Raw genomic sequence first — 12504 nt, forward strand, 5'->3', positions numbered from 1 at the left:
AGGCCGCCGACACCCTGTGAACGATCGCAGACCAGGACACCAACGCCCGCGGCCTCATCCTCAAGCTGACCAACGCCCAGAGCCAGGGCTGGACACTCCTATCAAGCCCCGCCGTATGCCATCACGGTGGCACCCGTCTGCTGAGGAGCTGACGGCGCGACTCAGGGTCCTGCGCCGTTCGCCGCGTGGGCAATGCCAGGAGCGCTCAACGGCTGCTCGTCGGCGAGTAGATCCGTGCTCAGCGAACGAGGCGCGCCGTTGTCCGGGCCTTTCGTCGCTCGGTCAGTGCTTGGCGCGGTGTTCTGGGCACAGTTCCGAAATCGCCATGCCGATGACGAGGGCGGCCTCTTCGCGTGACAGGTTCCTGGGCACGGTGCCGTTTTCCGCGATCGTGGCGAGGTCCTGGCCGTCGTCGAGCGCCTCGCATATGGGCAGGCCCGAGTCGACGAGCCTGGCCACTTGGTCCTCGGAGAGCATCGGGTGCTCTCGCTGCAGTTCCGTCAGGAAATCCTCGCGCTCATCGGCGATTGTCGTCTCTACCGTGTCCCTTGACTGTTCGGCCCAGCCCAATGGTGCGGCGGCGAGCGGGACCACGCCGAATACGAGAATGCCGACAGCCATCAGCACGGTGACGGTCAGCACGGTGCCCCCGCCGACCGCTACCAGGGCGATCAGCGCGATCCAATGGCCGCGTCGGAGCGGTGTCAGCCGACGCTGCTGCGGGGGCTGGTCAGAAGGCATGGAGCACACCGTACGCCCCATGGCGCGGCTTCCGTCCCTGGTGACCGGTGACGCCTCAAGGTGACCGCCCGATGCAGTCCCAAGCCGTGGTCGCCTCACTTCAGCTCGCCCAGCGAGAAACCCGCGTCCGTCAAGCGGATGGAATGGACCTCGGGGTCGTCGAGGAGGCGGCTCAGTGTCGGGACGGCCCAGCGGTCGACGACCAAACCGTAGGTCAGCCCGAACGCCGTGAGGTCGACGTCGGCGTCCGGAGCGGCGGTCCAGGTGATGGCGTTGGCAGGGTGGGGGTCGCTGGAGTCGTCGTGGTACGGCGGCGCGTACATGAAGGAGACGGAGGCGTCGACGGCCTTCTTCGCGTTCAGCGCCTCGGGCCTCCCTGCCGCCTCCGCCCGGCCCAGCTCGGCCAGGGCGTCGCCCAGCCTGCCGTTCGGACCGCCGAGCCAGGGAGCCGAGACCGTGCCGAAGAAGTCCTCCTCGATCGCGCAGGCCTTCTCCGCAAGGGAAGCGCGGCTCCCCCCGCACGGTGTACGTCGACGTCAGCACGCCACGTTCGACCCGGCCGTGCGTCGAACGCAGGTCGGGGTTGGCGATGAGGGCGGTGGTGCCGTACAGGTGGGCCATGGTCGTGGCGCCGTCGACGACGAACCGGGCCGGGGGGCGGAGCATCGCGAGGGCGAGCACGAGGGCGGCGGTGACGGCGATGACCTCGGCCGGTGATCGGCCCACGTGGGACCAGTCGGGCTCGTTCGTGTTCGACACCGGACACTCCCCGCGCGGCGACGACGGACAGCGGCACGGATCGAAGATCGAAGAAGTGGAACGCACCATATCCGATCGGCCCGGCGAACGGCTTCGGATGGCGACGCGTGGGACGCAGGAATATGCAGCAATACGCAAGTTCCCGCGCCGGTGCGAAAACACGCCCGCACCCGGCGCCAATTCCCTGTCGCGATTATGGGACAAGCCCGCACCCCGGCGCCCACGGGCCGGACCCTGCCCAGCAGGGGTGATGACGCAGCGAAACCACGAGTTTTCTAATTGCTCCCGTCAACCATTATCCCGCCCTCTATATAGAGCCTGCGTTCGCCGCTGGCGTAGAGGGGTTTCGAAATATGAGAAGGGTAGTTGGATAGAGCGTGAACGAGTCTGCCCCAGGGAACGTCTATACGTAGAGGTGCGAGGAGCGGCGTGATGTTCGAGAGGTTCACCGACCGTGCGAGGCGGGTTGTCGTGCTGGCGCAGGAAGAGGCGCGCATGCTCAACCACAACTACATCGGCACCGAGCACGTTCTGCTGGGCTTGATCCACGAGGGCGAAGGCGTGGCGGCCAAGGCGCTGGAGAGTCTGGGCATCAGCCTGGAGGGGGTGCGTCAGCAGGTCGAGGAGATCATCGGGCAGGGCCAGTCGGCTCCTTCGGGACACATTCCGTTCACCCCGCGGGCCAAGAAGGTTCTTGAGCTGTCGCTCAGGGAAGCTCTGCAGCTGGGTCACAACTACATCGGCACCGAGCACATCCTGCTCGGGCTCATCCGTGAGGGTGAGGGTGTGGCGGCCCAGGTCCTCGTCCGGCTCGACGCGGATCTCAGCCGTGTGCGCCAGCAGGTGATCCAGCTGCTGCACGGATATCAGGGAAAGGAGCCAAGCGTGGCGACGAGTGGGCCCCAGGAGGCGGCGCCTTCGACCTCTCTGGTGCTCGACCAGTTCGGCCGCAATCTCACCCAGGCCGCCCGCGAGGGCAAGCTGGACCCGGTGATCGGGCGTGAGAAGGAGATCGAGCGGGTCATGCAGGTCCTGTCCCGCAGGACCAAGAACAATCCCGTTCTGGTGGGCGAGCCGGGCGTCGGCAAGACGGCCGTCGTCGAAGGGCTCGCGCAGCGGATCGTCAAGGGTGAGGTGCCCGAGACGCTGAAGGACAAGCAGCTCTACACCCTCGACCTGGGCGCCCTCGTGGCCGGTTCCCGCTATCGCGGTGACTTCGAGGAGCGCCTGAAGAAGGTGCTCAAGGAGATCCGCACGCGCGGCGACATCATCCTGTTCATCGACGAGCTGCACACCCTGGTGGGCGCGGGCGCGGCCGAGGGCGCGATCGACGCCGCCAGCATCCTCAAGCCGATGCTGGCCAGGGGCGAACTGCAGACCATCGGCGCCACGACCAACGACGAGTACCGCCGCTACCTGGAGAAGGACGCCGCCCTTGAGCGCCGCTTCCAGCCGATCCAGGTGGCCGAGCCGACCCTCACGCACACGATCGAGATCCTCAAGGGCCTGCGCGACCGCTACGAGGCCCATCACCGCGTGTCGATCACCGACGACGCCCTGGTGGCAGCCGCCCGCCTGGCCGACCGCTACATCAGCGACAGGTTCCTGCCCGACAAGGCCATCGACCTCATCGACGAGGCCGGTTCGCGCATGCGCATCCGCCGGATGACCGCACCCGCCGACCTGCGCGAGTACGACGAGAAGATCGCCGACGTACGGCGGGGCAAGGAGTCGGCCATCGACGGCCAGGACTTCGAACGCGCGGCGGCGCTGCGCGACAAGGAGAAGCAGCTGCAGCTCAGACGTGAGCGCAGGGAGAGGCAGTGGAAGGCCGGCGACATGGACGTCGTGGCCGAGGTCACCGAGGAGCTCATCGCCGAGGTGCTCGCGACCGCGACCGGCATCCCGGTCTTCAAACTGACCGAGGAGGAGTCGCAGCGCCTGCTCCGCATGGAGGACGAGCTGCACAAGCGCATCATCGGCCAGAACGACGCCATCAAGGGCCTGTCGCGGGCCATCCGCCGCACGCGGGCCGGCTTGAAGGACCCGAGGCGTCCGGGCGGCTCGTTCATCTTCGCCGGGCCTTCGGGCGTGGGCAAGACGGAGCTGTCCAAGGCGCTGGCGGAGTTCCTGTTCGGCGACGAGGACGCGCTGATCATGCTGGACATGTCGGAGTTCATGGAGAAGCACACGGTCTCGCGGCTGTTCGGGTCGCCTCCCGGCTATGTCGGCTACGAGGAGGGCGGGCAGCTCACCGAGAAGGTGCGGCGCAAGCCGTTCTCGGTGGTGCTGTTCGACGAGATCGAGAAGGCGCACTCCGACATCTTCAACTCGCTGCTGCAGATCCTGGAGGACGGCAGGCTGACCGACGCCCAGGGCCGGGTGGTCGACTTCAAGAACACCGTCGTGATCATGACGACGAACCTCGGCACCCGCGACATCTCCAAGGGCCAGGGCATCGGGTTCGCCAAGTCCAACGACGCCGAGTCCAACTACGACCGGATGAAGGTGAAGGTCCAGGAGGAGCTCAAGCGGCACTTCCGGCCCGAGTTCCTCAACCGTGTCGACGACATCGTGGTCTTCCACCAGCTCACGCCGAAGGAGACGATCCAGATCGTGGACCTCATGCTGGCCCAGGTCGGCCAGCGCCTGAAGGACCGCGACATGGACATGGAGCTCACCCAGGAGGCCAAGCAGCTGCTGGCCGACAGGGGCTACGACCCGGTCATGGGCGCTCGGCCGCTGCGCCGTACCATCCAGCGCGAGCTGGAGGACTCGCTGTCGGAGAAGATCCTGTACGGCGAGCTGCGCCCTGGCCAGATCGTCAAGGTGGGCGTCACCGGCACGGGCGAGGCGGCCACGCTGACGTTCACGGGTGTGGCCAGGCCGATTCCCGGTCTGACCCTTGAGGCCGAGGCCTCCTCGATGTAGCCGGGAGGCGCCTGCCGCCGTACACGTGTGACGGCCGGCGCCTCCGGGGACGAGATCACCGTCAGTAGTCTTCCGACTTCCTGAGGTGAGTCTTCATGCGTGTCACCCATAGCCTGACCGCCGTCGCCGTCGCCCTGACGGCCTGCCTGACCGGGCCGGTCGCCCTGGCGGCGAGCGCCGATCCCGCGCCCGTCGCCGCCGAGGAGTGCCAGGCCACCTGGCACGGCGAGCCGGACGACCCGCCCACCCAGACCGCGAGCGGCGAGATGTTCGACCCGCTCGGCCTGACCGCGGCCCACCGCACGCTGCCGTTCGGCACCCTGGCCAAGGTGACCAGGATCGACGACGCCAGGCGGCCTTCGGTCGTGGTCCGGATCATCGACCGGGGGCCGCGCGGCAAGAAGCGCTGCGTGAACCTGTCGAGGGCGGCCTTCGAACGGCTCGCGCCGCTGTCGACCGGCGTGGTCCAGGTCAGGGTCGAGGTCGTGCCACCCGGCACTTCGCAGGACTAGCACCACCACGGAGCCCTGTACCAGCGCACCCGAAGCGTCAACCCCGCCGACTCCGGGGTTGACGCTTTTCGCTGCCTGCTTCTATGGTTCATTAGTGGAGTAATGAACCATAGAAGCAGGAGCCGATGTTCGACGACCGCAGTCCCATCTACCGGCAGATCGCCGAGCGCATCAAGGCCGACGTGCTGAGCGAGGCGATCAAGGCCGACGAACAGGTCATGTCGACGACGCAGTACGCCGCCTTCTACCGGATCAACCCCGCCACGGCTGCCAAGGCCTTCCAGCAACTCGTGGACGAAGGCGTCCTCTACAAGAAGCGAGGTATCGGGATGTTCGTCAGTCCGAGCGCGCGCGACTCCCTCAGAGCGCAGCGCCGGGAGAGCTTCTTCGCCGACGTGGTCGAGCCGATGATCGCCGAGGCCGCGGCCATCGGCATCTCACTCGACGAGATCGTCGCCAGGCTCAGGAAGGAGCAGGTATGAAGATCGAGGTGACCGGCCTGCGCCTGGACTACGGCAATGTCACGGCCCTGCGCGACGTCGACTTCACCCTGGCCAGCGGCAAGATCTACGGCCTGCTCGGCCGCAACGGCTCGGGCAAGACCACCCTGCTGTCGGTGCTGGCCGCCTTCCGCAGGGCCACCGCAGGGAGCGTACGGCTGGACGGCCTGCCGGTCTGGGAGAACAGCGCCGTCACCCGCAGGATCGCCCTGGTCAGGGACGCGGGCGAGACCATCGACATCGACAAGGTCGAGGACGCCCTCTGGTTCGCCCAGGGACTGCGCCCGCAGTGGGACCAGGACTACGCCGAGCAGCTGCTGGAGCTGTTCGGGCTCAAGAAGTCGATGAAGGTCTCGGAGATGTCCAAGGGCCAGCGCTCGGCGACCGGCATCGTGGTCGGGCTGGCGGGCAGGTCGGACGTGACCATGTTCGACGAGTCCTATCTCGGCATGGACGCGCCCTCGCGCTACGCCTTCTACGACGCGCTGCTGGCCGACTACGCCGCCAACCCGCGCACGATCATCCTGTCCACGCATCTGATCGAGGAGGTCAGCTCGCTGTTCGAGGAGGTCCTCATCATCGACAGGGGCCGCCTGCTCGTGCACGAGGAGCGCGAGAGCCTGCTGGCCAGGGGCACGGCGGTGACCGGGCCGACGGCGGCGGTGCACGAGTTCACCCGGGGACTGCAGGTGCTCAACGAGCGTTCGCTCGGTCCGACCACGTCGGCCATGGTCTACGGCGAGTTCGACCAGGCCCGCAGGCGGGCGGCGCTCGCCGACGGCCTCGAACTCGGGCCGATCGCCCTGCAGGACCTGTTCGTCCACCTCACCGAACCCGAGCCCAAGTCCGAGCCCAAGTCCATGCCCGCCTCCGGAGGCCCGTCATGACCTTTCCCACCCGGTTGTTCGGCGGCAACGCCTACTTCTCCGTCGTGGTGTGGGCGCTGTTCCTGCTGGGCGTGCTGGTCGTGGCGACCGGCATCGCGATCTTCGGCACACTCTCGGTGAGCATCTGGGAGGCCGGGATCGCCGCGTCGAAGTGGTTCGCCGCGGCGCTCGGCGTGTATCTCATCCGCATGTACATGCCGCTCTACATCGCACACGGCCGGACCAGGCGCGAGTTCGGCGGGCATGCCGCGATCACCGCCGCGCTGCTCGCGCCCTTCCTCGCCGTCCTGGTCACGCTGGGGTACCTGCTGGAGCGGCTGGTCTACCACCTGGCCGGATGGACCTACGCGCTCGACCGCGAGCACCTGTTCACCCAGCCCACGCAGGCACACCTGGTCTTCGCCGAGTACACCCTCGCCTTCCTCGTCTGGATCGCCGCGGGCGGCTTCGTCTCGGCCGGGTTCTACCGCTGGCAGGTGGGAGGGGTCGTCACGCTGCCCGTGGGGCTCGGCCTCGTGGTGCTGATGGAGGGCACGATCGGCTCCGGGCTGCGGCTGCCGTTCTTCGCCGACATGTTCTCCTTCGAGGCGTCGGTGCCGCTGCTGTCCGCCCTGGCCATCGGGCTGGCGCTCGCCGCGGCCGGGCTGGGGCTGTGCTGGGCGCTGATCAGGGACGTCCCCCTTCGCAACAGGACCGGCTGACGCCGAAAGGAGCGCGCTCGTGACCGTCCCCCTTCTCCAGGTCACCGGGTTGTGCAAGACCTACGCCGGACGCCCCGCCGTACACGATCTCGGCTTCGACGTGCACGCGGGTGAGATCTACGGGCTCCTCGGGCCCAACGGAGCCGGGAAGAGCACGGTGATCTCGATCGTGGCGGGTGTGCTCGCACCCGACGCGGGTGAGGTGCTGCTGGCCGGCCGCCCGCACTCGGTGCGTGCGTACGCGGCCAAGGCGCTGGTCGGTTACGTGCCGCAGGAGCCCGCGCTCTACACCGACCTGACCGCCCGGGAGAACCTGCGCTTCTTCAGCGGCCTGTACGGCATGCGCCGCGCCCGCGCCAGGGCCAGGATCGCCGACGTCCTGGCCCTGGCCGGGCTGAGCGACCGGGCCGACGAGCCGGTCGCCAAGTACTCCGGCGGCATGCTGCGCCGCCTCAACATCGCCATCGGCCTGCTGCACACCCCCCGCCTGCTGGTGCTGGACGAGCCCACGGTCGGCGTCGACCCGCAGAGCCGCAACGCCATCCTCGACGGCGTGCGCCGCCTGGCTGACGAGGGGCTCGGCGTGCTCTACACCACCCATCACATGGAGGAGGCCGAGCGGCTGTGCGACCGGGTCGGCATCGTCGACCTCGGCAGCATGCTCGCCGAAGGCACACCGGCCGAGCTCGGCGCGCCCGACCTGGAGGCGCGTTTCCTGCAGCTGACCGGCAAGGCGCTGAGGGACTGACATGCGCGCCCTGCTGCTCATCACGCTGAAGGATCTCAGGCAGCGCTCACGCGACAGCATGCTGGCCGTGTTCGCGGTCGTGCTCCCGCTGGGCATGGCCCTGCTGTTCACCACGGCCATGGGCGAGGAGGGCCCACGGCTCAACGCGAGGTACGGCGTCGTCGACCTCGACCCCGGGCCGACCGCCGAACGATTGTCGGGCCAGGTGCTCGGTCCCATGGCCTCGGCCGGACACATCGAGGAGCCGCGGGGGCTCGCCTCGGTCGTCCGGGCCGAGGCCATGGCGGCCGACGGCGAGCTGGACGCCGTGTTCGTCGTCGAGCCCGGCGGCTCGCTGCGGGTGATCGGCTCCACGCACGCGCCGCTGGCCGTACAGGTGGCGCGTGAGCTGGCCGAGGGGCTGCTGCTGCGGGAGGAGGGGGGCAGGCTGGCGGGGGCGCTGGCCGGGGGCGGGGGTGCGGTCGCGGCGCTCGCGCCCGTGCTGGTGCTCGGCGGTGACGACTCGCTCGGCACCAGGCAGCTGAGCCGTGCGGCCTATCACACGGCGGGGATGGCGGTGTTCTTCCTGTTCTTCGCGGTGCTGTTCAGCGTCGCGGGGATGTTCCAGGAGCGCTCGTCGGGGACGCTGCGCCGGATGCTGGCCGCGCCCGTCGCGCCGGTGACGATCGTGGCGGGCAAGCTGCTGGCGGGGGTGCTGGCGGCACTCGCCGGGCTGGTGGTGCTGATCCTCAGCTCCTCCTGGCTGCTCGGCGTGTCGTGGGGACCGCCCGCGGGGGTGGCGGCGCTCGCGGTGTCGGGGGTGCTGGCGGCCACGGGGCTGATGGCCGCCGTGGCGACGTTCGCGGGTACGGCCGAGCAGGCGGCCAACTGGCAGTCGATGCTGGCCACCGTGCTGGGACTGTTCGGCGGGGCCTTCTTCCCGGTGGGGCAGCTCGGCGTGCTGGGCGGGCTGGCGCCGTTCACGCCGCACCACTGGTTCCTGCACGGGCTGGCCGAGGTGCAGGGGGGCGGCTCGGCCGTACTGGCTGTGCTGGTGTTGCTGGGGTTCGCACTGGCCGGCGGCTCGGTGGCCGTCGGCCGTAGCCGAAGGACGGTGGGGCTGTGAAGGTCGCGGGGATCGCGTGGCTGAACCTGCGGCGGCTGTTTCGCGACCGGGCCAATGTGTTCTTCGTCGTGCTGGCGCCGTTGCTGCTGGTGTTCGTGCTCGGGCAGCTGTTCGGGGAGCAGCGGCTGCGGCTCGGCGTGCTGGCCGACGACGGCGTGCTCGCCGCCGGGCTGGTCGCGGCGCTCGGCGCGGGGCCGAAGGTCGAGGTGGAGCGGCACGACGACGAGGCCGGGCTGCGTGCGGCCGTCGAGCGTGGTGAGGTGCACGCGGGGCTGGTGCTCCCGCCGGGCTACGACGCCGGTGTGCGCGAAGGGCGTCAGGTGCCGCTGCTGCAGCTCACCAGGCGTGACGACCTGCGCGGACACGACGTCGCCGCCTGGGTGCGCTCGGTGGTGGCCGGGCAGGACGTACTGCTGGCCGCCGCGCGGCACGGGCAGGGCGCGGGGGCCGGTTCCCTCGACGCGATGCTGGCCGAGGCCGGGCGTGCCGCGCCCGTGCGCCGCGTCGTGGTCAGCATGGCGGGCGGGCCCTCGCCCTTTCCCGAGGGGTACAACGCCTTCGCGGTGTCGGCGCCGCCGTTGCTGCTGATGTTCACCTTCCTGACCTCGCTGACCTCGGCGCTCGGCCTGGTCGAGACGCGGTTGAGGGGAGTGGCGCGGCGGATGTGCTCGACGCCGACCGCGCCGTGGACCATCGTCTGCGGCGAGGCGCTCGGCAGGCTGCTGGTGGCGCTCACCCAGGCGTTGCTGGTGATGGCGGGCTCGGCGCTGCTGTTCGGCGTCGAGTGGGGCGATCCGGCCGGTGCGGCGGCCCTGGTGACGGTGTTCGCGCTGGTGGGTGCGGGCGCCGGGATGCTGCTCGGCGCGGCCTTCCGCACGCCGGGTGCGACGATCTCGACGGCCATGGTGCTCGGGCTCGGGCTGTCGGCGGCGGGCGGCACGATGGTGCCGCTGGAGGCGATGGGCGAGCCGCTGCGCTCGCTGGCGCATCTGACGCCGCACGCCTGGGGCTACGACGGCTTCGCCGAGCTGCTGCGGCGCGGCGGCGGCCTCACCGACGTCCTGCTCGAACTCGGCGTGCTGGGCGCGCTCGCCGCCGTGCTGTTCACGCTGGGCGGCTGGCGGCTGCGCGTCGTGCTCACCCGTCGGTAGCGTCCTTCGGCACCTCGACCATGATCTCGCCGCCCAGCCGGTGGCCCTCGGTCAGGCCCAGGTCGTCGCCGCTCCAGAACCGGCCCGGGTCGTACCAGTTGGGCCTGCGCCCGCCCGGCAGCAGGCCCATCTCCTCGTAGGTCACCGCGACGACCTCGGCGCAGTACGCGCTCTCCAGCGCGGCGTCGGCGCCCGCCCGCCTGATCCTGGGCAGCCTGCCGCGCAGCCAGCGACCGGCGAGCCTGGCGGTGGAGGGGAACGGCGTGCCGTCCAGCCGTGCCACCACGCGCAGGGCGGCGTCCTCCATCTCGCGGGTCGCGGTCGGCTCCAGCTGACGCAGCCAGCCGCGCTGGCCGTATCTCCGCGCCCACACCGTCACGGCCGAGCGCAGGTCGTGCAGCTGGACGCCGCGCTGGTTGGCGCCGGCCCACAGGTCGGGCAGCGAGCGGCCGAGCTCGGCGTGCCACATCATCGGCGGCATGTCGTCGACGACGATCGACATGCCCACGTGGTTGACCGGGCTGTTGGTCGTCATCTGGATCGCCCGGTCGGGCACCGAGCGGCCTCGGAACACCCAGAGATCCCCGGTCCTGGTCAGGCTCACGGCCTCGTCGAGAGTCAGCACACCGCTAGCGTAGGCACATGACCAAGCGCTGGTGGAAGATTCTCGGCCTGGCCGGGTTCGCGGGCGTCGCCGCGACCGGTGTGGTGATCGCACGGGCCGAAAGGCGTCGCCGGGCCTACACGCCCGACGAGATCCGGTCCAAGCTCCGCGCACGGGTGGAGGAGGCTCAGCCCGACACTTCGAGGTCGTGAACGAACACCACGTCCGGATAGGCGGGATTGTCGGTGTAGCCGCGCACGCCGCCCTGGTAGACACGCTGGTAGGTGACCACCCAGGGCACCGCGAGCACCGCCTTGGCGTCGAGGAGCTGGGCGCGCAGCTCGGCGTATGACGCCTGGGCGGCCGGTCTGTCGGTGGCGGCGAGCTGGGGCAGCCTGTCGATGGCGGTGTCGATGACGCTGTCCTTGATGAAGCTCAGATTGAACTCGGGCCGCTCGCTGCTGCGGAAGAGCCCCTTGAACCAGGAGTAGGCGTCGGCGGCGTCGGGCCACCAGTACATCGCGAAGATGTCCTGGGCGCCGCGCTTGCCGAGCTCCCACTGCCTGCCCCAGGGCAGCGCCTTGGACTCCAGCGTGACGTTGAGCGTGGCGAGCGTCTCGGTCAGGCTCTTGACCAGGGTCGCCTGGTCGTCGTCGCCTTCGGCGTAGGTGAGCGTGAGCTTGAGCGGCGCGCGCCCGGGGCCGTGCCCGGCCAGGGCCAGCCAGGCCGCTGCGTTGTCCAGGTTCTGCTTGGCCGCCTTGCCCGCGACATGGCCGAGCAGCGCCTCGGGCACGATCCCGCTGGCGGGCGCGGCGGCTCCGCGCAGCTTCTTGATCAGCCCCTCGTAGTCGATGGCCCGCTGTACGGCCTTGCGTACCCTGACGTCGCGCATCGGGCCCTTGGCCGTGTTGAACATCAGCACCATGGTCTGGAACGAGGGCCGGTTCGTCGTCCGCACGCCCGGTGTGCGTTGCGCGGTGCGGAACAGCGCGGGCGTGAGCCTCGGCACGAACGTCGCCTCGCCGTTCAGCAGCAGCCGCCAGCTCCGGCGCGGGTCGGTCTCCACCCGGAAGGTGACGCGGCGGTAGTGCGGCTTGCTCCAGCGCCCCCAGTAGCCCGGGTAGGCCTTCAGCTCCAGCTCGTCACGCGCCCCCTTGCGCCAGGCCGCCACCGTGTACGGCCCCGAGCCCGCGTCGCGTCCGGCCGACAGCCATTTCTTCAGGTCGGGCGCCGCCTCGGTGTCGTAGATGTAGGCCGCTGCCCCGGCCGATGCGATGAGGTCGAGCGGCACGGGGTACTTCAGGGTGAACGTCACCTCGGTCGGCTCGTCCACCCTGATGCGATCGACGGCGTCCCAGATGTAGGACGCGCCCATGCCGAGCCGCCTGGTGCGCTCGATGGCCGAGCGCACGGCGTCGCCGTCGAGCGGTCTGCCGGTGTGGAAGGTGACGCCTTCGCGCAGGACGAACGTCCAGGTGCGGCCGTCGGGCGTGGCCCACCACGAGGTGGCCAGGCGCGGTCCGGCCTTGCGGGTCACCGGGTTGTAGACGGTGAGCGTCTCGTAGATGTTCTGCAGGGCGACGATCTCGTTGGAGTAGGCGCTGGCCGGGTCCCAGTCGGTGACGATCTCGAGGTTCGACAGGTAGGTGAACGTCGATTCCAGCACGGTCGGAGGCTGGGCCGAAGGGACCTCCGAGGCGGTGCAGCCGGTGAGCGCGAGCACCACGGCGAGCAGGCAGGCGGTGATCGACCGGTATCTCATGGACTCGTTCCTCGTTGGATCCTGGGGCAACCTACTCCAAGTCCGTGGGCAACCTACTCCAAGATCACGAAATTACCCCGAAAGTCCTTATTTTTCGGGTAAT

14 protein-coding genes are annotated in these 12504 nt (G+C 69.7%); 10 read left to right on the top strand and 4 right to left on the bottom strand.

Going from position 1 to position 12504, the window contains the following annotated elements; all coding sequences use genetic code 11:
* Positions 1–282: 282 nt before the first annotated feature.
* Both ACTWNK_RS34910 and ACTWNK_RS34915 read right to left on the bottom strand, forming a co-directional pair.
* The gene (locus ACTWNK_RS34910; RefSeq protein ID WP_474309178.1) at positions 283–741 is read right to left on the bottom strand and encodes a DUF732 domain-containing protein; all 459 of its coding nucleotides are present in this window, start codon (positions 739–741) and stop codon (positions 283–285) included.
* Positions 742–836: 95 nt separating this feature from the next.
* On the bottom strand, positions 837–1064 hold the full coding sequence (locus ACTWNK_RS34915; protein WP_474309179.1) for a hypothetical protein: 228 nt from the start codon (positions 1062–1064) through the stop codon (positions 837–839).
* Between ACTWNK_RS34915 and ACTWNK_RS34920 the strand changes: the two genes are divergently transcribed.
* The 9 genes from ACTWNK_RS34920 (at position 1063) to ACTWNK_RS34960 (ending at position 10035) form a co-directional block, all read left to right on the top strand.
* Positions 1063–1458 (top strand): hypothetical protein, encoded by a 396-nt coding sequence (locus ACTWNK_RS34920; protein ID WP_474309180.1) that lies wholly within the window; start codon positions 1063–1065, stop codon positions 1456–1458. The two genes, ACTWNK_RS34915 and ACTWNK_RS34920, sit on opposite strands and share 2 nt — an antisense overlap.
* A gap of 474 nt (positions 1459–1932) precedes the next feature.
* On the top strand, positions 1933–4431 hold the full coding sequence (locus ACTWNK_RS34925) for an ATP-dependent Clp protease ATP-binding subunit (RefSeq protein WP_474309181.1): 2499 nt from the start codon (positions 1933–1935) through the stop codon (positions 4429–4431).
* A 95-nt stretch (positions 4432–4526) separates the two neighbouring features.
* Positions 4527–4943, top strand: coding sequence for a septal ring lytic transglycosylase RlpA family protein (locus ACTWNK_RS34930; protein WP_474309182.1), 417 nt, complete (start codon positions 4527–4529; stop codon positions 4941–4943).
* A 125-nt stretch (positions 4944–5068) separates the two neighbouring features.
* The gene (locus ACTWNK_RS34935) at positions 5069–5425 is read left to right on the top strand and encodes a GntR family transcriptional regulator (RefSeq protein ID WP_474309183.1); all 357 of its coding nucleotides are present in this window, start codon (positions 5069–5071) and stop codon (positions 5423–5425) included.
* A complete protein-coding gene (locus tag ACTWNK_RS34940; protein ID WP_474309184.1) occupies positions 5422–6330 on the top strand; it encodes an ABC transporter ATP-binding protein in 909 nt (302 codons plus the stop codon). Before ACTWNK_RS34935 ends, ACTWNK_RS34940 begins: the two co-directional genes overlap by 4 nt.
* A complete protein-coding gene (locus tag ACTWNK_RS34945; RefSeq protein ID WP_474309185.1) occupies positions 6327–7031 on the top strand; it encodes a hypothetical protein in 705 nt (234 codons plus the stop codon). Before ACTWNK_RS34940 ends, ACTWNK_RS34945 begins: the two co-directional genes overlap by 4 nt.
* Before the next feature lie 19 nt (positions 7032–7050).
* Positions 7051–7779 (top strand): ABC transporter ATP-binding protein, encoded by a 729-nt coding sequence (locus ACTWNK_RS34950; RefSeq protein ID WP_474309186.1) that lies wholly within the window; start codon positions 7051–7053, stop codon positions 7777–7779.
* Between the two features lies 1 nt (position 7780).
* Entirely contained in the window at positions 7781–8884 is a 1104-nt protein-coding gene (locus tag ACTWNK_RS34955; protein WP_474309187.1) for an ABC transporter permease, read from the top strand.
* On the top strand, positions 8881–10035 hold the full coding sequence (locus ACTWNK_RS34960; protein WP_474309188.1) for an ABC transporter permease: 1155 nt from the start codon (positions 8881–8883) through the stop codon (positions 10033–10035). The genes ACTWNK_RS34955 and ACTWNK_RS34960 overlap by 4 nt, the downstream gene beginning before the upstream one ends.
* On the opposite strand, the gene ACTWNK_RS34965 is transcribed toward ACTWNK_RS34960, so the two are convergent.
* The gene (locus tag ACTWNK_RS34965) at positions 10022–10657 is read right to left on the bottom strand and encodes a hypothetical protein (RefSeq protein ID WP_474311070.1); all 636 of its coding nucleotides are present in this window, start codon (positions 10655–10657) and stop codon (positions 10022–10024) included. The two genes, ACTWNK_RS34960 and ACTWNK_RS34965, sit on opposite strands and share 14 nt — an antisense overlap.
* Before the next feature lie 20 nt (positions 10658–10677).
* Between ACTWNK_RS34965 and ACTWNK_RS34970 the strand changes: the two genes are divergently transcribed.
* Entirely contained in the window at positions 10678–10851 is a 174-nt protein-coding gene (locus ACTWNK_RS34970) for a hypothetical protein (RefSeq protein ID WP_474309189.1), read from the top strand.
* Here the strand turns inward: ACTWNK_RS34970 and ACTWNK_RS34975 are convergent.
* On the bottom strand, positions 10827–12401 hold the full coding sequence (locus ACTWNK_RS34975) for an ABC transporter substrate-binding protein (RefSeq protein WP_474309190.1): 1575 nt from the start codon (positions 12399–12401) through the stop codon (positions 10827–10829). The genes ACTWNK_RS34970 and ACTWNK_RS34975 overlap by 25 nt on opposite strands.
* Positions 12402–12504: the final 103 nt, after the last annotated feature.

This window comes from Nonomuraea sp. IBHARD001, from assembly GCF_056106265.1.

Excerpts from the sequence above, each read along its gene's own strand:
- ACTWNK_RS34910 (WP_474309178.1), bottom strand. The coding sequence starts at position 741 with ATGCCTTCTGACCAGCCCCCGCAGCAGCGTCGGCTGACACCGCTCCGA.
- ACTWNK_RS34940 (WP_474309184.1), top strand. The coding sequence starts at position 5,422 with ATGAAGATCGAGGTGACCGGCCTGCGCCTGGACTACGGCAATGTCACG.
- ACTWNK_RS34925 (WP_474309181.1), top strand. The coding sequence starts at position 1,933 with ATGTTCGAGAGGTTCACCGACCGTGCGAGGCGGGTTGTCGTGCTGGCG.
- ACTWNK_RS34945 (WP_474309185.1), top strand. The coding sequence starts at position 6,327 with ATGACCTTTCCCACCCGGTTGTTCGGCGGCAACGCCTACTTCTCCGTC.
- ACTWNK_RS34915 (WP_474309179.1), bottom strand. The coding sequence starts at position 1,064 with ATGTACGCGCCGCCGTACCACGACGACTCCAGCGACCCCCACCCTGCC.
- ACTWNK_RS34955 (WP_474309187.1), top strand. The coding sequence starts at position 7,781 with ATGCGCGCCCTGCTGCTCATCACGCTGAAGGATCTCAGGCAGCGCTCA.
- ACTWNK_RS34935 (WP_474309183.1), top strand. The coding sequence starts at position 5,069 with ATGTTCGACGACCGCAGTCCCATCTACCGGCAGATCGCCGAGCGCATC.
- ACTWNK_RS34920 (WP_474309180.1), top strand. The coding sequence starts at position 1,063 with ATGAAGGAGACGGAGGCGTCGACGGCCTTCTTCGCGTTCAGCGCCTCG.
- ACTWNK_RS34930 (WP_474309182.1), top strand. The coding sequence starts at position 4,527 with ATGCGTGTCACCCATAGCCTGACCGCCGTCGCCGTCGCCCTGACGGCC.
- ACTWNK_RS34975 (WP_474309190.1), bottom strand. The coding sequence starts at position 12,401 with ATGAGATACCGGTCGATCACCGCCTGCCTGCTCGCCGTGGTGCTCGCG.
- ACTWNK_RS34970 (WP_474309189.1), top strand. The coding sequence starts at position 10,678 with ATGACCAAGCGCTGGTGGAAGATTCTCGGCCTGGCCGGGTTCGCGGGC.